Origin of the sequence: Citrobacter sp. CK195 (assembly GCF_030333365.1) — a bacterium.
In the GTDB taxonomy this organism is placed as follows: Bacteria; Pseudomonadota; Gammaproteobacteria; order Enterobacterales; family Enterobacteriaceae; genus Citrobacter_B; species Citrobacter_B koseri.
This window is the reverse complement of the sequence record NZ_JAOWGB010000024.1, coordinates 194,410-213,776: the sequence shown is the minus strand read 5'-3', so window position 1 is coordinate 213,776 and position 19,367 is coordinate 194,410. Positions and strand designations below refer to the sequence as shown.

Annotated in this window: 19 protein-coding genes and 1 pseudogene; 11 read left to right on the top strand and 9 right to left on the bottom strand. The window is 52.5% G+C overall.

The features are described from left to right. Positions 1 to 346: 346 nt before the first annotated feature. Positions 347 to 892 (bottom strand): oligoribonuclease, encoded by a 546-nt coding sequence (gene orn / locus OGX93_RS12180; RefSeq protein ID WP_049011514.1) that lies wholly within the window; start codon positions 890 to 892, stop codon positions 347 to 349. Positions 893 to 998: 106 nt separating this feature from the next. Here orn and rsgA point away from each other — a divergent pair, with 106 nt between their 5' ends. From rsgA to mscM, 3 genes are all read left to right on the top strand, one after another. Continuing rightward, complete coding sequence (gene rsgA, locus OGX93_RS12175) at positions 999 to 2,051, top strand: small ribosomal subunit biogenesis GTPase RsgA (RefSeq protein ID WP_104867864.1); 1,053 nt, start codon at positions 999 to 1,001, stop codon at positions 2,049 to 2,051. A gap of 91 nt (positions 2,052 to 2,142) precedes the next feature. Further along, positions 2,143 to 3,111, top strand: coding sequence for an archaetidylserine decarboxylase (gene asd / locus OGX93_RS12170; protein ID WP_286449923.1), 969 nt, complete (start codon positions 2,143 to 2,145; stop codon positions 3,109 to 3,111). A gap of 16 nt (positions 3,112 to 3,127) precedes the next feature. Further along, positions 3,128 to 6,454 carry a miniconductance mechanosensitive channel MscM gene (gene mscM, locus OGX93_RS12165; protein ID WP_286449924.1) on the top strand — a complete coding sequence of 1,109 codons (3,327 nt, stop codon included), beginning with the start codon at positions 3,128 to 3,130 and terminating at the stop codon, positions 6,452 to 6,454. A 55-nt stretch (positions 6,455 to 6,509) separates the two neighbouring features. Here mscM and OGX93_RS12160 read toward each other — a convergent pair whose 3' ends face one another. The 4 genes and pseudogenes from OGX93_RS12160 to epmA all read right to left on the bottom strand — a co-directional run bounded on the left by OGX93_RS12160 (position 6,510) and on the right by epmA (position 10,535). After that, positions 6,510 to 6,824, bottom strand: coding sequence for a YjeO family protein (locus OGX93_RS12160; protein WP_110494770.1), 315 nt, complete (start codon positions 6,822 to 6,824; stop codon positions 6,510 to 6,512). Then, entirely contained in the window at positions 6,824 to 7,540 is a 717-nt protein-coding gene (locus OGX93_RS12155) for a hypothetical protein (RefSeq protein ID WP_114848034.1), read from the bottom strand. The genes OGX93_RS12160 and OGX93_RS12155 overlap by 1 nt, the downstream gene beginning before the upstream one ends. A gap of 295 nt (positions 7,541 to 7,835) precedes the next feature. Continuing rightward, positions 7,836 to 9,338: pseudogene (gene yjeM / locus OGX93_RS12150) on the bottom strand (glutamate/gamma-aminobutyrate family transporter YjeM). 219 nt (positions 9,339 to 9,557) lie between these two features. Next, the gene (gene epmA / locus OGX93_RS12145) at positions 9,558 to 10,535 is read right to left on the bottom strand and encodes an elongation factor P--(R)-beta-lysine ligase (protein WP_012134451.1); all 978 of its coding nucleotides are present in this window, start codon (positions 10,533 to 10,535) and stop codon (positions 9,558 to 9,560) included. A 324-nt stretch (positions 10,536 to 10,859) separates the two neighbouring features. Between epmA and frdA the strand changes: the two genes are divergently transcribed. The 5 genes from frdA (at position 10,860) to OGX93_RS12120 (ending at position 14,797) form a co-directional block, all read left to right on the top strand. Continuing rightward, entirely contained in the window at positions 10,860 to 12,644 is a 1,785-nt protein-coding gene (frdA, locus tag OGX93_RS12140; protein ID WP_047459485.1) for a fumarate reductase (quinol) flavoprotein subunit, read from the top strand. Beyond that, positions 12,644 to 13,378: a fumarate reductase iron-sulfur protein gene (frdB, locus tag OGX93_RS12135; protein ID WP_199971733.1), complete on the top strand. Its 735-nt coding sequence runs from the start codon at positions 12,644 to 12,646 to the stop codon at positions 13,376 to 13,378. Before frdA ends, frdB begins: the two co-directional genes overlap by 1 nt. 10 nt (positions 13,379 to 13,388) lie before the next feature. Next, the gene (gene frdC, locus OGX93_RS12130) at positions 13,389 to 13,784 is read left to right on the top strand and encodes a fumarate reductase subunit FrdC (RefSeq protein WP_012134454.1); all 396 of its coding nucleotides are present in this window, start codon (positions 13,389 to 13,391) and stop codon (positions 13,782 to 13,784) included. A gap of 10 nt (positions 13,785 to 13,794) precedes the next feature. Then, positions 13,795 to 14,154, top strand: a complete 360-nt coding sequence (gene frdD, locus OGX93_RS12125) for a fumarate reductase subunit FrdD (RefSeq protein WP_012134455.1) — start codon at positions 13,795 to 13,797, stop codon at positions 14,152 to 14,154. A 109-nt stretch (positions 14,155 to 14,263) separates the two neighbouring features. Then, entirely contained in the window at positions 14,264 to 14,797 is a 534-nt protein-coding gene (locus tag OGX93_RS12120; RefSeq protein ID WP_012134456.1) for a lipocalin family protein, read from the top strand. A gap of 17 nt (positions 14,798 to 14,814) precedes the next feature. On the opposite strand, the gene sugE is transcribed toward OGX93_RS12120, so the two are convergent. Further along, positions 14,815 to 15,132 carry a quaternary ammonium compound efflux SMR transporter SugE gene (sugE, locus tag OGX93_RS12115; RefSeq protein ID WP_012134457.1) on the bottom strand — a complete coding sequence of 106 codons (318 nt, stop codon included), beginning with the start codon at positions 15,130 to 15,132 and terminating at the stop codon, positions 14,815 to 14,817. Positions 15,133 to 15,387: 255 nt separating this feature from the next. Between sugE and OGX93_RS12110 the strand changes: the two genes are divergently transcribed. Continuing rightward, positions 15,388 to 15,987 (top strand): LuxR C-terminal-related transcriptional regulator, encoded by a 600-nt coding sequence (locus OGX93_RS12110; RefSeq protein ID WP_049011510.1) that lies wholly within the window; start codon positions 15,388 to 15,390, stop codon positions 15,985 to 15,987. A 30-nt stretch (positions 15,988 to 16,017) separates the two neighbouring features. Here OGX93_RS12110 and ecnB read toward each other — a convergent pair whose 3' ends face one another. From ecnB to efp, 3 genes are all read right to left on the bottom strand, one after another. Further along, positions 16,018 to 16,164: a lipoprotein toxin entericidin B gene (ecnB, locus tag OGX93_RS12105; protein WP_024130801.1), complete on the bottom strand. Its 147-nt coding sequence runs from the start codon at positions 16,162 to 16,164 to the stop codon at positions 16,018 to 16,020. Positions 16,165 to 16,272: 108 nt separating this feature from the next. Then, entirely contained in the window at positions 16,273 to 16,407 is a 135-nt protein-coding gene (ecnA, locus tag OGX93_RS12100; RefSeq protein WP_024130802.1) for a lipoprotein antitoxin entericidin A, read from the bottom strand. Positions 16,408 to 16,596: 189 nt separating this feature from the next. Continuing rightward, the gene (efp, locus tag OGX93_RS12095; RefSeq protein ID WP_012134461.1) at positions 16,597 to 17,163 is read right to left on the bottom strand and encodes an elongation factor P; all 567 of its coding nucleotides are present in this window, start codon (positions 17,161 to 17,163) and stop codon (positions 16,597 to 16,599) included. Between the two features lie 41 nt (positions 17,164 to 17,204). Between efp and epmB the strand changes: the two genes are divergently transcribed. Together epmB and OGX93_RS12085 are read left to right on the top strand one after the other, a co-directional pair. After that, the gene (gene epmB, locus OGX93_RS12090; RefSeq protein WP_047459494.1) at positions 17,205 to 18,233 is read left to right on the top strand and encodes an EF-P beta-lysylation protein EpmB; all 1,029 of its coding nucleotides are present in this window, start codon (positions 17,205 to 17,207) and stop codon (positions 18,231 to 18,233) included. Positions 18,234 to 18,416: 183 nt separating this feature from the next. Beyond that, the gene (locus OGX93_RS12085; protein WP_286449925.1) at positions 18,417 to 19,280 is read left to right on the top strand and encodes a YjeJ family protein; all 864 of its coding nucleotides are present in this window, start codon (positions 18,417 to 18,419) and stop codon (positions 19,278 to 19,280) included. Positions 19,281 to 19,367 lie beyond the last annotated feature (87 nt).

The following is a 19,367-nucleotide window of genomic DNA, read 5'->3' as shown; positions in this document are numbered from 1 at the left end:
GGAAACGAGACTCGAACTCGCGACCCCGACCTTGGCAAGGTCGTGCTCTACCAACTGAGCTATTCCCGCTTAATCTTCGTTTTTCAGACTGTTATCTGAAATTCTGTGATTAAATTTGTTGCTGTCGTAATTCGCATTTCTGCGTCGTTACGGGAGGCGCATTATACGAGAAATCCTTTCTGCTGCAACCCCCTAAAACGCAATTTTTTCCGTTTTCGTTCTGAGTGTTGAATTTATCAGCAAAGCGTACAATTTAGCGCCAAATTCACCCCGCTGCAAGCACACCCGGCAGGCAAATCATAAGCCGGATAAGACGCTTCGCTTCGCCATCCGGCAAACACGCCGTTTACAGCTTAATAAAATTCTCGCGGTAATAAGCCAGCTCCGCCACCGACTCGCGAATATCATCCATCGCCTGGTGCGTCCCCTGCTTGGTAAAACCGGCAAGGATTTCCGGCTTCCAGCGACGCGCCAGCTCTTTCAGCGTACTCACATCCAGATAGCGATAGTGGAAATAGGCTTCCAGTTCAGGCATGTACTTAAACAGAAAACGGCGATCCTGGCCGATGCTGTTGCCACAAATCGGTGATTTACCTGCCGGAACCCACTCTTTTAAAAATTCAATGGTCGCCAGTTCTGCGGCGCGATCGTCAAACGTGCTGGCTTTTACCCGATCCACCAGACCACTTCCGGTATGAGTACGCACGTTCCAGTCATCCATTAACGCCAGTTGTTCAGCAGACTGATGCACCGCAATCGTCGGCCCTTCCGCCAGGATATTCAGGTTGGCATCGGTCACCAGCGTCGCGATCTCAATAATGCGATCGCGCTCGGGATCCAGGCCGGTCATCTCAAGATCTATCCAAATGAGGTTGTTTTCATTGGCACTCATGCTATTTTCCACCCTTCAGAGGTCACAGTCAGTGTGACTATATTCATCTAAAATAGCGTGTATCATAGATGTTTTGCCCATTGCGGGCGACCAGGAGCCAGTACGATTGAGTAAAAATAAACTCTCCAAAGGCCAACAGCGCCGCGTGAAAGCCAATCACCAGCGTCGTCTAAAAACGTCCACGGAGAAGGCAGACTTCGATGACAACCTGTTCGGCGAGACCGCTGAAGGTATCGTCATCAGCCGCTTTGGCATGCATGCCGACGTAGAATCCGCCGATGGCGAGATTCACCGCTGCAACATCCGTCGCACGATCCGTTCGCTGGTCACCGGCGATCGCGTCGTCTGGCGTCCGGGTAAAGCGGCGGCTGAAGGCGTTAACGTCAAAGGGATCGTCGAAGCCGTACACGAACGCACCTCCGTGCTAACGCGCCCGGATTTCTACGACGGCGTGAAGCCTATTGCCGCCAATATCAACCAAATCGTCATTGTCTCCGCCATTTTGCCGGAGCTGTCACTCAATATTATCGACCGCTACCTGGTGGCCTGCGAAACGTTGCAGGTTGAACCGATCATCGTGCTCAATAAAATCGATCTGCTGGATGACGAAGGGATGGACTTCGTTAATGAGCAGATGGATATCTATCGCGACATCGGCTATCGCGTGTTGATGGTATCCAGCCATACGCAAGATGGCCTCAAACCATTAGAAGAGGCGCTAACCGGCCGTATCAGCATCTTTGCCGGGCAGTCTGGCGTTGGAAAATCGAGCCTGTTGAACGCCCTTCTGGGCCTGCAAGAAGCGATCCTCACCAATGATGTGTCGGATAACTCCGGTCTGGGGCAGCACACCACGACCGCCGCGCGCCTGTATCACTTCCCGCACGGCGGCGATGTGATTGACTCCCCCGGGGTACGCGAATTTGGCCTCTGGCATCTCGAACCGGAACAAATCACCCACGGATTTGTCGAATTTCATGACTACCTGGGCCATTGCAAATATCGCGACTGCAAGCATGATACCGACCCAGGTTGCGCCATCCGTGAAGCGGTAGAAGACGGTAAAATTGCAGAAACCCGTTTCGAAAATTATCACCGCATTCTGGAAAGCATGGCACAGGTAAAAACACGTAAAAACTTTTCTGATATGGACGACTGACAACTACGCTAAGCATCGCTAGAATCGTCCCCTTTTTTCAGGATGCCGGCGTCAATGCCGGTTCAGGAACAACAATGGCCTGGAGGCTACCTTGTTAAACTCATTTAAACTTTCGCTACAATACATTCTGCCGAAACTATGGCTCACTCGCCTGGCGGGCTGGGGCGCGAGAAAACGAGCGGGCTGGCTGACCAAACTGGTTATCGATCTGTTCGTGAAATACTACAAGGTCGATATGAAAGAGGCGCAGAAGCCGGATACCGCCAGCTATCGCACCTTTAACGATTTCTTTGTTCGTCCGCTGCGTGACGACGTCCGTCCGGTGAATACCGATCCAAACGTACTGGTAATGCCGGCTGACGGCGTGATCAGCCAGTCAGGTAAAATCGAAGAAGATAAAATCCTGCAAGCGAAAGGTCACAACTACAGCCTGGAAGCGCTGCTGGCAGGTAACTACCTGATGGCGGACCTGTTCCGCAACGGTTCGTTTGTCACCACCTACCTCTCTCCGCGCGACTACCACCGCGTACACATGCCGTGCAACGGCATCCTGCGCGAGATGATCTACGTACCGGGCGATCTGTTCTCGGTGAATCACCTGACCGCGCAAAACGTGCCAAACTTGTTTGCCCGTAACGAACGCGTGATTTGCCTGTTTGACACGGAATTTGGTCCAATGGCGCAAATTCTGGTCGGGGCGACCATTGTCGGCAGCATCGAAACCGTCTGGGCAGGAACCATTACGCCGCCGCGTGAAGGCGTGATCAAACGCTGGACCTGGCCGGAAGGGGAAAGCGAAGGGTCTGTGGCGCTGTTGAAAGGTCAGGAGATGGGCCGTTTCAAACTGGGTTCAACCGTGATCAACCTGTTTGCGCCGGGTAAAGTCACGCTGGCTGAACAGCTGCAAAGCCTGTCAGTGACCAAAATCGGTCAGCCGCTGGCCGTTTCTACCGAACTCTTCGTGACCCCTGAAGCGGAACCCGCGCCACTGCAGGAAGAAGAGATCAACGCCGAACACGACGCCAGCCCGCTGGTTGACGACAAGAAAGACGAAAGTTAAATAAAGGATCGCTGCTGTGCGCCTGATTATCACTTTTCTGATGGCCTGGTGCCTCAGCCTGGGGGCGTACGCTGCGACGGCCCCCGACGCCAAACTGATTACCCAGGAACTGGAGCAGGCTAAAGCGGCAAAACCCGCTCAGCCAGAGGCCGTAGAGGCCCTCCAGTCTGCGCTGAACGCGCTTGAGGAACGAAAAGGTTCTCTTGAGCGCGCCGAACAATATCAGCAAGTTATCGACAATTTCCCTAAGCTGTCCGCGACGCTACGCGCACAGCTCAATAACTTGCGCGATGAACCGCGCAGCGTGCCGCCAGGCATGTCCACCGATGCGCTAAGCCAGGAGATCCTCCAGGTCAGCAGCCAGTTGCTGGATAAAAGCCGTCAGGCCCAGCAGGAGCGAGAGCGCGCTCGTGAAATCGCCGATTCGTTAAGCCAGCTTCCACAACAGCAAACGGATGCCCGTCGCCAGTTAAATGAGATTGAGCGGCGCATTGGCACCGCCAGCGGCAACTCCCCGCTCAACCAGGCGCAAAATCTGAGTATGCAGGCCGAATCCGCCAGACTCAAAGCGCAGGTTGATGAGCTGGAACTGGCGCAGCTTTCGGCGAATAACCGTCAGGAACTGGCGCGAATGCGCTCCGAACTGGCGGAAAAACAGAGCCAACAGCTGGATGCCTGGTTGCAGGCATTACGCAATCAATTAAACAGCCAGCGCCAACGAGAAGCAGAGCGAGCGCTGGAAAGCACCGAACTGCTGGCGGAAAACAGCGCTGACCTGCCGCCGGGCATTATCGAACAGTTCAAGGTGAACCGCGAGCTGTCACAGGCGCTTAACCAGCAGGCGCAACGCATGGATCTGGTGGCCTCACAGCAACGCCAGGCCACCAGCCAGACGCTACAGGTTCGTCAGGCCCTGAACACCCTGCGGGAACAGTCGCAGTGGTTAGGCGTATCGAATATGCTGGGGGAAGCCCTGCGCGCACAGGTATCGCGTCTCCCGGAAATGCCCAAGCCGCAGCAGTTAGATACCGAAATGGCGCAACTTCGCGTACACCGTATGCGCTACGAAGACCTGCTCAACAAACAACCGCAACTACGTCAGATTCGCCAGGACGACGGTCAAACGCTGACCTCTGAGCAGAGCCGCATTCTTGACGCCCAACTGCGTACCCAACGCGAGCTGCTGAATTCACTGTTGCAGGGCGGTGATACGTTGATCCTTGAGCTCACCAAGCTGAAAGTGTCCAATAGTCAACTGGAAGACGCGCTGAAAGAGGTCAACGAAGCCACTCACCGTTACCTGTTCTGGACGTCTGACGTGAGTCCGATGTCGCTCTCGTGGCCTATCAGCCTCGTTCAGGATCTGCGTCGACTGATCTCACTGGATACGTTCAATCAGCTCGGCAAAGCCAGCATCATGATGCTCACCAGCAAGGAGACGCTGCTGCCGCTGTTTGGCGCGCTGGTGCTGGTTGGTTTTAGTCTCTATTCGCGCAAACATTTCACCCGTTTTCTGGAGCGTTCATCCTCCCGCGTCGGGAAAGTCACACAGGATCACTTCTGGCTGACGCTGCGCACCGTGTTCTGGTCGATTCTGGTCGCCTCCCCGCTGCCCGTACTGTGGGCCACGCTGGGCTATGGGTTGCAGGAGGCATGGCCTTATCCTCTGGCCGTCGCCATCGGCGACGGGGTGACAGCAACGGTTCCGCTGCTGTGGGTCGTCATGATTTGCGCCACCTTTGCCCGCCCTAACGGTCTGTTTGTGGCGCATTTTGGCTGGCCCCGAAACCGTGTCGCGCGCGCCATGCGCTATTACCTGATGAGCATCGGGCTGATTGTCCCGCTCATTATGGCGCTGATTATGTTTGATAATCTTAACGATCGGGAGTTCTCCGCGTCGCTGGGGCGTCTCTGCTTCATCCTGATTTGCGGCGCGCTCGCGATTGTCACGCTGAGCCTGAAGCGCGCCGGTATCCCGCTGTACCTCGATAAAGAGGGCAGCGGCGACAATATGGTCAACAGTATGCTCTGGAACCTGCTGATGGGCGCGCCGCTCATTGCGATCCTTGCGGCCGCTGTCGGCTATCTGGCCACCGCGCAGGCGCTGCTGGCGCGACTGGAGACCTCCGTCGCCATCTGGTTCCTGCTGCTGGTTATCTATCACGTCATTCGCCGCTGGATGCTGATTCAGCGTCGCCGTCTGGCGTTCGATCGCGCTAAGCATCGCCGGGCCGAAATGCTGGCGCAACGTGCGCGCGGCGAAGAAGAACCCGCCCACTCCACCAGCCTCGAAGGGGCCGTCGAAGTGGATGAAAGCGAAGTGGATCTCGACGCCATCAGCGCCCAGTCGCTGCGCCTGGTACGTTCTATCCTGATGCTTATCGCCCTGCTGTCGGTCATTGTGCTGTGGTCGGAAATCCATTCCGCCTTTGGCTTCCTGGAGAATATCTCGCTGTGGGATGTCACCTCCACGGTGCAAGGGGTTGAAAGTCTGGAGCCGATTACGCTGGGCGCGGTGTTGATTGCGATCCTGGTGTTTATCATCACCACGCAACTGGTGCGTAACCTGCCCGCCCTGCTGGAGCTGGCGCTCTTGCAGCATCTGGATCTGACGCCCGGCACCGGCTACGCCATCACCACCATCACCAAGTATCTGTTGATGCTGATTGGCGGGCTGGTCGGTTTCTCGATGATTGGCATTGAATGGTCGAAGTTACAATGGCTGGTCGCCGCGCTCGGTGTCGGTCTGGGCTTTGGTTTACAGGAGATCTTCGCCAACTTTATTTCCGGCTTAATCATCCTGTTCGAAAAGCCGATTCGTATTGGCGATACGGTGACCATTCGCGACCTTACCGGCAGCGTGACCAAAATCAACACCCGCGCCACCACCATCAGCGACTGGGACCGTAAAGAGATTATCGTGCCGAACAAAGCGTTCATCACCGAGCAGTTTATCAACTGGTCGCTGTCTGATTCGGTAACGCGTGTGGTGCTGACCATCCCGGCGCCGTCAGACGCTAACAGCGAGGAGGTGACGCAAATTCTGCTGACTGCGGCGCACCGCTGTTCACTGGTGATCGACAACCCGGCGCCAGAAGTATTCCTGGTTGACCTGCAACAGGGGATTCAGATCTTCGAACTGCGTATCTATGCCGCAGAGATGGGGCACCGTATGCCGTTGCGCCATGAAATCCACCAGTTGATTCTGGCGGGCTTCCATGAGCACGGTATCGATATGCCATTCCCGCCGTTCCAGATGCGCCTGGAAAGCCTGAATGGCAGGCAGACAGGAAGAACGCTGACATCCGCCGCCAGGAAAAGTCGCCCGGCGGGAAGTTTGTAAATTGTGTCACAATAAGATGAACGTTGGGTGTGTTGAGCACTACCCAACGTCTTATTTACCAACATAATTGGTATCGAATAACAAAGCGCCATAACCAAAAGAGCAGGAGAGCCACTATAACAGAATATTGCCAGATACTACGTTGCCTTCGCCATACAATTGCATAGATAAAAGGAATAAACAGAGGTAGAGTTAAAGTTATGCCCACAGTTCGAATATCATCATTCTCAATATATTTCATGACATCACAGATATCATTGATTCCCCTGCCATCGATAAACCATTCCTTGTCCTGCGTTGAAAATATAATTATCGATATAATGCTTACTATACCCCAGATAAAATTCAACGTAAAAGACTTCCAACTCATTAACCGCCTCGCATAATTTTAAGTATTATATCTTTCTTTTCTATAATTCGACGACCATATTCACCATATTCACGCCCCGGAGAACCGGGTAACTCACTAATTGATTGAACAATATCATCTTTACTTCTCATTGTTCCACGATTATATCTGGAACCCGCCAATATTATCTGCTCGTCAGTCAAGTATAAAGTATCAGCGTCTGGATTATCATATAAAATAAGATCATGTAAATGGAATGCTACAACCCGAATGTTAAAGCTGTTATCAAGTAAACACTGCGACAGGCGAAATTGCTGAAAATGAGTCAATTTATCAGGGTGGATACCTATTGTTTTGGCTGCAACACCGATCTGGATAGCAATTGAACCGACCGATGTAGCATTAGACGATTCATTACTGTTCTTTCCCAATATTTCTTCAATTATCTGTCTGAATTGCAGAACACCAACACCTTTAAATCTCTCTGGAGTTCCGCCAACTTCAGCAACAGCAACACCTGCAAGGAGTAATTCAGGGATTCTTGCTTCATAAGCGTATTGCTTTATCATTGCCCTATGGTGAATCAACCAAGCTGTTTTATAATACCAAAGATATGCTTTCCCAGTCATAAAACGCCAATTGGTAGGTAAGGCATACCATCGAAAAAAATCTAACCCATTCCAATGAGGAAAACCATATTCGTCGATCTCACAAAAAGGTGGAGAGCTAATCATCATGAAAATTTATCACCAAAGTTAATTTAGCATTGACCCGACAATAGCCATGGTTCTCAACCAGTAATGAGATAGACACCACATGTATAAAAAAGCAATCAAAAATTATATTCACAAATAGATTCATAGTAACAATGATTTCCAACCATAAAAAATCACTTCCCTAGATTTGACATGTAAATAATCATAAAATATATACATCAATATCATTCTGATAAAAATCTCAAAATTATTTGATACGAAAAAGCCCGGAGGGTGTTCCATTCGGGCTTTGGGGAAATTCAATATGTATCTTTCCTCAGTCTGTCACCCAGCGAAACTGTTTCGCCATCCGGCGGCTGTAGTTCTGATAAATCGCCATCGCTAACAGCGAGAAGAATATCGGGCCGCCGGTCATCCACAGCGCGCTATTCCAGTCCCCGGCTTCAATCACCGGCTGAATGATGGTAAACACATTCGCAAACGTCACCACCAGCACGACCACGCCCGTTGCCAGCATCGTAGAAACATGGGTTTTGAAGATCACAAATGGCCGTTCCAGGCCTTCGCGAGACTTAAAGAACGGGAAGGCCAGCGCGAGGAACAGGTACGGCAACGTCATCGACACGTTCGCCATCAGCGTCAGTTTGTTGTAGAACGCCGACGCGGTATCACCGCCAAAAGAGACCAGCAGAATAAACAGACTCACCAGCAGACACTGCATCCACATTGCGGTGGCTGGCATACCTGCCGCGTTCAGCGTCGTCATCGGCGCAGGCCACAGCGCTTTTGGCGTTCCCTGGATAATGGCCTTCAATGGCGAGTAGCTCAGCGTAAAGAACGCGCCGGTATAGGCAAGGAACATGGAGAGGCCAGTGATACGCGCAAACCAGACGCCGGTCGCCATTGCCGCTTCCGGCGACAGATGCAGCGCGTTACCCAACGTCATCCCCAGGCTTTTCATCAGAATATAGGTGATATTTCCTAGGTTAACGGAGCCATTACTTAATACCTGTTGCCAGTTGGTGCTAACGCCCCATAAAAATATCGCCAGCGAATAACCAACGGAAATAACAATTGCCGCAAAAACAATTCCTTTCGCAAAGTTCTTTTCCGGCTTTTCTGTTTTATCCACCAGGCCGCCTACCGCTTCAATTCCGCCGTAGGCAAAAATAGCGAAAACAACAAATGAGAGCATGGCCAGGCCGGACTGATATCCGGGATTGGGCGAGGAGACAAAATTAATATTTTCCGCAAAATGCCCACCATTTAATAACAAAATAGCGACACTCACTAACAACAAAACCAAATTAAGACACATCACGGCAATCCCCCCTACTGCCGTAATACGCGCAATTTTATTAATTCCCTTTGATGCGATACAGGTCACCAGAATCATCCAGCCGACGGCGAGCAGACCAACAACCTGCGTCGGTTCAAGCCCGGCGATCCGCTAGTGCTGCGTCATATCTGCGCCAAACAAGAATGTAGAGAAAGGCACCCAGACTTTCGCCGCAGTGCTCACCATCCAGATAACATAGGAGGAGAACCACATAAAAGTGCCGATAAACGCATAACGCGGGCCAACGCTATTATTCATCCACGAATAGATTCCGCCCTCTTCTTTTCGATAAGCAGAACCCATTTCAGCCATCATTAAGGCAAATGGAATAAAGAATAATAATGCAGAAAAGATATACCACGGGATCGCGCTATACCCCATTAAATAAAACGCCGACGGGCTATTGGCAAAACCAAAAACGGACGTAAATATCATCAGGATGAGGCCAGCCAGGCTCATCTTCTTTATTGTCTGGTTCATGAAACCATCCCTTACTCTGGGCACGTTGGCTAAACGGCGCTCACCGGTTTGCACTGCCCCCTTGCAGAGGTCAGCAATAAAAATCAACACAGAATTGATACCTGAATGGTATCAAACATCCAGACTTATATTGTGGCTATAAGAGGGTAATTGAAAATAATGTGCTACAAAATGGCGCTCATTGCGCCATTTTGTTTCGCAAAAGAGGGGTTTTCAGATTTATGCCCGATCAACGGTAAAAGCGATAACCTCAGCGAGGCTTTCCGCCCCCAGCGCCAGCATCACCAGACGATCCACGCCCAGCGCCACGCCGGAACAGTCAGGCATCCCCACCTTCAGCGCCTCCAGCAGGTTGTTATCGATAGGCTGCTGCGGTAAGCCTCGCGCGGCGCGCTTACGGTTATCCTGCTCGAAGCGTTGTTGCTGCTCGCGCGCATCCGTCAGTTCGTGGAAACCATTCGCCAGCTCAATACCTTTGAAGTAAACCTCGAAGCGTTCAGCCACCCGATGGTCTTCAGTGCTGATTTGCGCCAGCGATGCCTGGCTTGCCGGAAAATGGTACACAAACGTCGGCTTCTCTTTGCCAATGTGCGGTTCCACGCCCATAGTAAACAGCAGTTGCAGCAGCGTATCGCGATCTTCTTCGGTATCCGCGATATTGCTTAAATCCAGCTTCGCCGCCGCTTCACGCAGTTGAGTTTTATCCGCAGACAGCGGATCAATCTCCAGATGGCGCTGAAACACCTGCTGGTAAGAAAGACTCTCCGCAGGTTGACATTCCAGCACCTGTTGCAGCAGGTCGTCCACTTCGTTCATCAAACGGTACATGTCGTAGTGGGGACGATACCACTCCAGCATGGTGAATTCCGGGTTGTGATGACGCCCCATCTCTTCGTTGCGAAAGCTACGGCACAGCTGGAAAACCGGGCCACATCCCGCCACCAACAGGCGTTTCATGTGGTACTCCGGGCTGGTCATCAGATAAAGGTTCATGCCCTGAGAGTGGCCTGGGCCGACGAAACGCGTTTCGAACGGGAACAGATGAATGTCCGTTACCGTCGCCTGGCTCATGCAGGGCGTCTCAACCTCCAGCACTCCACGATCGGCAAAGAAACGACGGATCTCCGTCATAATTGCTGCACGTTTTAACAGGTTAGGAATGGACGCGCTCGGCTGCCAGGTTGCCGTTTCGCTCATGGTACTTTCTCCGATTTAAGACAAGGGCACGAAGTCTACTCGTAACACGCCAGTGAAACAAATTTTGTGCGGGAATAATGCGCGCCGCCGGAAAAGTAAAAAAAGTGAAGCCAGGTGGTTTAGTAATTAAATTAATCAGAATCAATGATAAATCGACCCGTTGATGCGCTAAAAAAATCGAACACGTCAAATTTCCCTCACATCCGTAAGACTATACTGTTGTACCTATAAAGGAGCAGTGGAAACGCGTTCGCAACCCGCATCAATCAGGAGTTCAATCTGATGGTGTACGGGGACGAAATAACAACAATCTGGAGGAATGTCGTGCAAACCTTTCAAGCCGATCTTGCCATTATAGGCGCCGGTGGCGCGGGATTACGTGCTGCAATAGCTGCCGCGCAGGCGAATCCTAACGCTAAAATCGCACTGATCTCAAAAGTGTACCCGATGCGCAGCCACACCGTTGCTGCCGAAGGGGGTTCAGCCGCTGTCGCCCAGGATCATGACAGCTTTGACTACCATTTTCACGATACGGTAGCGGGCGGAGACTGGCTGTGTGAACAGGATGTCGTGGATTACTTTGTCCACCATTGTCCAACTGAAATGACGCAACTTGAGCAATGGGGTTGCCCGTGGAGCCGTCGCCCGGACGGCAGCGTCAACGTACGTCGTTTCGGCGGTATGAAAATTGAGCGTACCTGGTTTGCCGCAGATAAAACCGGCTTCCATATGCTGCATACCCTGTTCCAGACCTCTTTGCAGTTCCCACAAATCCAACGCTTTGATGAACACTTCGTCCTGGATATCCTGGTCGATGACGGTCATGCCCGTGGCCTCGTGGCCATGAACATGATGGAAGGCACGCTTGTGCAGATCCGCGCCAACGCGGTGGTGATGGCTACCGGCGGCGCAGGCCGCGTGTATCGCTACAACACCAACGGCGGCATCGTGACCGGCGACGGTATGGGCATGGCGCTGGGCCACGGCGTACCGCTGCGTGATATGGAATTCGTTCAGTATCACCCGACCGGTCTGCCGGGTTCCGGTATCCTGATGACCGAAGGCTGCCGTGGTGAAGGCGGTATTCTGGTCAACAAAAATGGCTACCGCTATTTGCAGGATTACGGCATGGGCCCGGAAACGCCGCTTGGCGAGCCGAAAAACAAATACATGGAACTGGGGCCGCGCGACAAAGTGTCTCAGGCGTTCTGGCACGAATGGCGCAAAGGCAACACCATTTCCACGCCGCGTGGCGATGTGGTTTACCTCGACTTGCGCCATCTGGGCGAGAAAAAACTGCTCGAACGTTTACCGTTCATCTGCGAACTGGCGAAGGCCTACGTGGGTGTCGATCCGGTTAAAGAGCCGATTCCGGTTCGTCCGACCGCGCACTACACCATGGGCGGCATCGAAACCGATCAGAATTGCGAAACCCGCATTAAAGGTCTGTTTGCCGTTGGCGAGTGCTCCTCCGTAGGTCTGCACGGCGCTAACCGTCTGGGTTCTAACTCTCTGGCGGAACTGGTGGTCTTTGGCCGTCTGGCGGGCGAACAAGCAATGGAACGCGCCTCAACCGCAGGCACGGCTAACGACGCCGCGCTTGACGCGCAGGTTGCGGGCGTTGAACAACGTCTGAAAGACCTCGTTAACCAGGAAGGCAACGAGAACTGGGCGAAAATCCGCGATGAAATGGGCCTGTCGATGGAAGAAGGTTGCGGTATCTACCGTACGCCGGAACTCATGCAGAAAACCGTGGATAAGCTGGCGGAGTTGCAGGAACGCTTCAAGCGTGTTCGTATCACCGATACCTCCAGCGTATTCAACACCGACCTGCTGTACACCATCGAGCTGGGTCATGGTCTGAACGTAGCGGAATGTATGGCGCACTCCGCGCTGGCACGTAAAGAATCACGCGGCGCTCACCAACGTCTGGACGAAGGCTGCACCGAGCGTGACGACGTCAACTTCCTCAAACATACCCTCGCCTTCCGCGATGCTGATGGCACAACTCGCCTGGAATACAGCGACGTGAAAATCACCACTCTGCCACCGGCAAAACGTGTGTATGGCGCTGAAGCGGAAGCCGCCGATAAGAAGGAGAAGGCGTAATGTCTGAGATGAAAAACCTGAAAATTGAGGTGGTGCGCTATAACCCGGAAACCGACACCGCGCCGCACAGTGTTTTCTACGAAGTGCCTTACGATGAAGCGACGTCGCTGCTGGATGCGTTAGGCTACATCAAAGATAACCTGGCGCCGGACCTGAGCTACCGCTGGTCCTGCCGTATGGCGATCTGCGGTTCTTGCGGCATGATGGTCAACAACGTGCCAAAACTGGCGTGCAAAACCTTCCTGCGTGATTACACCAAGGGTATGAAGGTTGAAGCCCTGGGGAACTTCCCGATCGAACGCGATCTGGTCGTCGATATGACGCACTTTATCGAGAGCCTGGAAGCGATCAAGCCGTACATCATCGGCAACCCGCGTACGCCGGATCAGGGGCCAAACACCCAGACCCCGGCGCAGATGGCGAAGTATCACCAGTTCTCCGGTTGCATCAACTGTGGTCTGTGCTACGCCGCGTGCCCTCAATTCGGCCTGAACCCTGAGTTCATCGGCCCGGCTGCGATCACGCTGGCGCATCGTTATAACGAAGACAGCCGCGACCACGGTAAGAAGGAGCGTATGGCGCAGTTAAACGGTCAGAACGGCGTATGGACCTGTACCTTCGTGGGCTACTGCTCCGAAGTCTGTCCGAAACACGTCGATCCGGCTGCGGCCATTCAGCAGGGTAAAGTGGAAAGTTCGAAAGACTTTCTTATCGCCACCCTGAAACCACGCTAAGGAGTGCAACATGACGACTAAACGCAAAGCCTATGTGCGGCCAATGACGTCCACCTGGTGGAAAAAACTGCCGTTTTATCGCTTTTACATGCTGCGCGAAGGCACGGCGGTTCCGGCAGTCTGGTTCAGCATTGAACTGATTTTCGGCCTGTTTGCCCTCAAACATGGCGCGGAATCCTGGATGGGCTTCGTTGGCTTCCTGCAAAACCCGGTAGTGGTGATCTTAAACCTGATCGCCCTGGCGGCAGCCTTGCTGCACACCAAAACCTGGTTCGAGCTGGCGCCAAAAGCCGCCAACATCATTGTTAAAGACGAAAAAATGGGGCCAGAGCCGATCATTAAAGGTCTCTGGGTTGTTACTGCGGTTGTCACCGTAGTCATACTGTATGTTGCCCTGTACTGGTAAGGAGTCCGGGATGATTAATCCAAATCCAAAACGCTCTGACGAACCCGTATTCTGGGGCCTGTTCGGTGCAGGTGGTATGTGGGGCGCGATTATTGCGCCGGTAATGGTTCTGTTGGTGGGTATTCTGCTGCCGCTGGGACTTTTCCCGGGCGATGCGCTGAGCTATGAACGCGTACTGGCGTTCGCCCAGAGCTTCATTGGCCGCGCGTTCCTGTTCCTGATGATCGTCCTGCCGCTGTGGTGCGGTTTACACCGTATGCACCATGCGATGCATGACCTGAAAATCCATGTGCCAAGCGGCAAATGGGTATTCTACGGTCTGGCGGCGATTCTGACCGTTGTTACGGCAATCGGTATCCTCACAATCTAAGCCATACGCCCTCTTATCTGCGCGATAAGAGGGCGCTTTTTTATTTCCCCTTCTCCCTTATTTTTCCCGCCAGGTTCTACACTTAGAAAAAACCGCTAAGGAAAATCCCATGCGCCTGCTGCCTGTCGTTGCCGCCGTTACCGCTGCGTTTCTGGTCGTCGCGTGTAGCACGCCTGTCCCGCCCAGGGGCGTTACCGTTGTCACTGACTTTGATGCCAGACGCTACACTGGCACCTGGTATGAAATCGCGCGTTTCGATCACCGCTTTGAAAGCGGTCTTGAAAAAGTGACGACAACCTACAGTCTGCGGGATGACGGTGGCCTGAACGTCCTCAACAAAGGCTACAACCCGGACAGGGGCATGTGGCAGAAAACAGAAGGGAAAGCCTGGTTTACGGGCGACCCCAGCCGCGCCGCGCTGAAAGTATCGTTCTTCGGCCCTTTCTACGGCGGGTATAACGTCATTGCGATCGACAGAGAGTACCGCCATGCGCTGGTGTGCGGCCCGGATCGCGACTACCTGTGGATACTCTCACGCACGCCGACGCTCTCCGAAGAGATGAAGCAGCAGATGCTGGCCGTCGCGACCCGGGAAGGGTTTGATGTCAGTAAATTAATCTGGGTAAAACAACCCGGCGCTTAACGCTTTTCCCCGGAGGATTAGTGAGCGCTGAGCTTCAGCCCAATAATCCCCGCTACGATCAGCGCAAGGCTCGCCAGACGCGCAGGACTGGCGGATTCGCCAAGCAGCAAAATGCCGGTGATGGCAGCCCCTACCGCGCCGATGCCCGTCCAGACCGCGTATGCCGTGCCAACCGGCAAGGTTTTCATCGCCCATGACAACAGCGCCATACTGACAATCATCGCCGCAATGGTAATGACGCTGGGCGTCAGGCGACTGAATCCGTGAGTATATTTCAGGCCGACCGCCCAAACGACTTCAAGCAGACCCGCAATGAACAAAATTATCCAGGACATATCTGGCTCCAGAAAAATGGGGCCGTCCCCGGTGAAAGATACATTTGCAGGTCGTCCTGCAAAGCAGAGGTGTGAGAAAGCATTTTTGCCTGCGAAAAAATCAAATTCAACCCTTTTATTTTCCAGCGTTGCAAAAGCATGAATTGGGCGCAATTCGCAGCGCAGTTCACGCATTCGACGCTCATCGGACTTCTCTATGATGAGACGCTTTCTGAGGTCAGGAAGCCATCGCCTACTTCTGGATGCGGAAAGTTTATGTTAAAAATTTTAGTGATTGACCGCTGCCATTTCACCCGCACGGGGATAGAGGCCTGGCTTAATCATTCTGGCTTATTTGATTCTTCGTTCCTGGTATCAGGGTTGAATAACCTGCTACTGGCAAAAGAGCATATTTCCCAGTGGAAACCTCATCTGGTTATCGCTGACTTATATAGTTTTTTCAACTACAGCCACTCTTTTAAGCCAGCAGCTCCGCTCCTGATGGCCTGCGGAGCCACGCCTTTAATTTTGCTGCAATCAGGCGGCGGACAGTACCAGGCCGATAGCGACCCGCTGTATCAGGTCCATGCTGTAGTGTCGAAACAGGCCACGCTGCATGAGCTATCGCGGAATATTCAGGACGTGCTGCTTGCCCAGTCCGTTACTGACACGCCAAAAACCGCCACGCCGCTGCTTACGCCGCAGGAGGAAAAGGTGCTGACAATGTGGATGGAAGGTGCGGGAAACAACGCGATCGCGGCTGCGCTCGGTATTCACGGCAAAACGGTCTACACCTACAAACGCAATATCCGCATGAAATTGCATATGGATAATCGCTACTCGCCGTTTTTATCCTTACCGGAGCAAATCAATTAACGGTACGACGCCACGCCGTACCGTTCACATTTATTGCTGGGCTCTGGTCGCGGCGCCTGAAATGGCGCTGCCGCCTTCAGAGATATCCTGCCCAACGCCGCGTGTTGTATTACACGCAGTTAGCACGGAAGAAAGCACCAAAACAGAAAAGATCGCTGCAATTGTTTTCTTAACCATAACGTCTTCCTTTTCTAGCCAATGTTGTTTGTGTATAGCCACTTAAGCATAGACAAGATCCCGCAATGTGACGGGCGTTCGACGATTTTTTAAGACACCTGGAAATAATTAGCTGGCAGCGTGAGAGATAGAATTGCCGAGATGTTTGATGTCTTCACCAAAGCCACGCGCGGTATTACAACCCGTCAGCAACGCGCCGGTGAAAAGGATGAGTGCTACAAGACTGATAAGACGTTTCATCATTCCTGCCCTGGAAAAGGTATGGCGCAGCTCAATGCCGCACCATAAATTCAACTTAGCAAATTGCTGACAAACTCCACGTCTGTTTTACCGGATGGCGGTAATACCCATGCGTCACGCAGTCGCCGTAGGCCCGATAAACTTGCGCCATCGGGCATTTCAGACGTTGTCATCAATCTTAATATCAGCGTCTTATTTAACGCGGGATACGTATTCGCCAGAGCGCGTATCCACTTTGATCACTTCGCCAATCTGGACGAACAGCGGAACTTTAACCACTGCGCCAGTAGACAGCGTAGCCGGTTTGCCGCCAGTACCTGCGGTATCGCCTTTCAGGCCGGGATCGGTATCTACGATTTCCAGCTCAACAAAGTTCGGCGGGGTCACGGTGATCGGCTGGCCGTTCCACAGGGTCACGATGCACTCAGCCTGATCCAGCAGCCATTTCGCGCTGTCGCCGATCGCTTTGGCGTCAGCAGACAGTTGTTCGAACGTTTCGTTGTTCATGAAGTGCCAGAACTCACCGTCGTTGTACAGGTAAGTCAGGTTCATATCGACAACATCAGCACCTTCAGCAGAGTCGGTGGATTTGAAGGTTTTCTCTACACGAGTGCCGGTCAGCAGGCGGCGCAGTTTAACGCGTGCGAATGCCTGGCCTTTACCCGGTTTAACGAATTCACTGGCTTCAACCGCATAAGGTTCGCCGTCCAACATGATTTTAAGACCAGCACGAAAATCGTTGCTATAGTACGTTGCCATAAGGCCCTCTGAAAATTGTTAACTGGTAGCTAAGCCACAAAATGGCGCATATTGTAACCCTAAATACCCCATCCAGAGAAGATTGGTTAGCGCAACTTGCCGATGTTGTGACCAATCCCGATGAACTACTGCATCTTTTGAATATAGACGCAGATGAAAAACTGTTGGCCGGACGCGACGCCAAACGCCTGTTCGCCCTGCGCGTACCGCGATCTTTCATCGCGCGTATGGAGAAAGGCAATCCCAACGATCCGCTTCTGCGTCAGGTACTTACCTCGCAGGACGAATTCGTAACCGCCCCCGGTTTTTCCACCGACCCGCTGGAAGAACAGCACAGCGTCGTGCCCGGATTACTGCACAAATACCGCAACCGTGCGTTGCTGCTGGTAAAAGGCGGATGCGCGGTAAATTGCCGCTACTGCTTCCGTCGCCACTTCCCGTATGCGGATAATCAGGGCAACAAACGCAACTGGCAGGTCGCGCTGGACTACATCGCCGCACACCCTGAACTGGATGAGATCATCTTCTCCGGCGGCGATCCTTTGATGGCGAAAGATCACGAACTGGACTGGTTGCTTACGCAACTGGAAACGATCCCGCACATCAAACGGCTGCGTATCCACAGTCGTTTGCCGATCGTGATCCCCGCGCGCATTACGGATGGGCTGGCAGCCCGCTTTGCGCGCTCTTCTCTGCAAATTCTGCTGGTGAACCACATCAACCACGCTAACGAAATTGACGACACGTTCCGTCAGGCCATGACGACGCTGCGCAACGCGGGCGTTACCCTGCTCAACCAGAGCGTACTGCTACGCGGGGTGAACGATAACGCGCAAACGCTGGCAAACCTCAGCAATGCGCTGTTTGACGCCGGCGTCATGCCCTACTACCTGCATGTGCTGGATAAAGTTCAGGGCGCGGCGCATTTCATGGTGAGCGACGATGAAGCACGGCGAATTATGCGTGAACTGCTGACGCGGGTATCCGGTTATATGGTGCCCAGGCTGGCGCGTGAAATTGGCGGGGAGCCGAGCAAAACACCATTAGATTTGCAGTTACGCCAGCAATAATTGTTCAAACGAGTGTCCGGTTTCGGACACTCGCCCTTAAAATCGCTTATTTGAATCCGTTCATATAGCGCGACGCTTTCCATATTATGTTATTTTAATAACATAACACACTGAATATATTTCAAAATTATATATTGATTCAAATTAAGTTACCTGATTAATAATTGGTTAGGGAGAACCTTTATGGCGATGAGTATCAAAGGCGTTAATACGGGCGTTATTCGCAAAGCGAATGAGTTTATTGCGCTGGCATTAAAAATAAAAGAACCGAGGAATAAAGAGTCGTTGTTTTTTCTGACGGCGCTGGAATTAAGAGATCTGCTGATCGTTCTGGAAAGCAGGCTGCACCAGAAGCATCACCTGTCCCCCAATGCTCGCCAACAATATGAAAAAGCACGGGATAGAGTCAGTAAAAAAATGCTTGAGAGTATTCCGGTCATTCAGGAAGAGGAACTCAAAAACGCAGATATTAATCGCCGAGTGAATACATTAACGCTGGTAGACGACCAGAGCGAAAACGTCATGCTTTCTTTTACGCTGCATGACGGTAAAACATGCGAGCTGATGATTAATGAATTACAGATTGACGTTCTGGTGCGCGCAATTATTCGCGCTATAGATAATGCCGGTATGCGTGAGCTGGTGCTGCGTATTACATCACTACTGGATTTTCTGCCATTATATGATGCTGACTGTCTGGATAACGGTAATCTGGAATATGACGCCTACGCGCAACCTGAATGGAAGCACAATCTCTTCAGCCATTATCTGGCGGTGCTCTATCGTTATACCGATGAGACAGGTAAAACACATTTTAGCGGCGCCGTGGTGAAAAACCGCACCCCTTCTGGCAGCAAAGAGGCAGAGGCCATTTCACGCCGACTGCTTGATTTCAGCCCACGGCTGAAGAAGCTGGCCGGGAAACCGTGCCAGGTGTTTGTCAGAACGCTAACCGCTGATAAGACGCACAAACTCACTCAGGAGCAGTGCCTGCGCGCGTTGCATCATTTACGCGTTCAGTCGGTTGAGAAAGCGAAAAACGCCTGATGGCGCTGCGCTTATCCGGCCTAAGACCACATGCGCCTGTATAGACCCACTGTATTACACAAAATCATTCAACCTGCATCGCAGCGG

Bases quoted from the DNA above. Each gene is read 5' to 3' on its own strand.
- orn (WP_049011514.1), bottom strand. From the start codon at position 892: ATGAGTGCCAATGAAAACAACCTCATTTGGATAGATCTTGAGATGACC.
- frdB (WP_199971733.1), top strand. From the start codon at position 12,644: ATGTCTGAGATGAAAAACCTGAAAATTGAGGTGGTGCGCTATAACCCG.
- efp (WP_012134461.1), bottom strand. From the start codon at position 17,163: ATGGCAACGTACTATAGCAACGATTTTCGTGCTGGTCTTAAAATCATG.
- epmB (WP_047459494.1), top strand. From the start codon at position 17,205: ATGGCGCATATTGTAACCCTAAATACCCCATCCAGAGAAGATTGGTTA.
- OGX93_RS12160 (WP_110494770.1), bottom strand. From the start codon at position 6,824: ATGAGTTGGAAGTCTTTTACGTTGAATTTTATCTGGGGTATAGTAAGC.
- frdC (WP_012134454.1), top strand. From the start codon at position 13,389: ATGACGACTAAACGCAAAGCCTATGTGCGGCCAATGACGTCCACCTGG.
- ecnB (WP_024130801.1), bottom strand. From the start codon at position 16,164: ATGGTTAAGAAAACAATTGCAGCGATCTTTTCTGTTTTGGTGCTTTCT.
- OGX93_RS12155 (WP_114848034.1), bottom strand. From the start codon at position 7,540: ATGATGATTAGCTCTCCACCTTTTTGTGAGATCGACGAATATGGTTTT.
- frdD (WP_012134455.1), top strand. From the start codon at position 13,795: ATGATTAATCCAAATCCAAAACGCTCTGACGAACCCGTATTCTGGGGC.
- epmA (WP_012134451.1), bottom strand. From the start codon at position 10,535: ATGAGCGAAACGGCAACCTGGCAGCCGAGCGCGTCCATTCCTAACCTG.
- OGX93_RS12085 (WP_286449925.1), top strand. From the start codon at position 18,417: ATGGCGATGAGTATCAAAGGCGTTAATACGGGCGTTATTCGCAAAGCG.
- sugE (WP_012134457.1), bottom strand. From the start codon at position 15,132: ATGTCCTGGATAATTTTGTTCATTGCGGGTCTGCTTGAAGTCGTTTGG.
- ecnA (WP_024130802.1), bottom strand. From the start codon at position 16,407: ATGATGAAACGTCTTATCAGTCTTGTAGCACTCATCCTTTTCACCGGC.
- OGX93_RS12110 (WP_049011510.1), top strand. From the start codon at position 15,388: ATGTTAAAAATTTTAGTGATTGACCGCTGCCATTTCACCCGCACGGGG.
- OGX93_RS12120 (WP_012134456.1), top strand. From the start codon at position 14,264: ATGCGCCTGCTGCCTGTCGTTGCCGCCGTTACCGCTGCGTTTCTGGTC.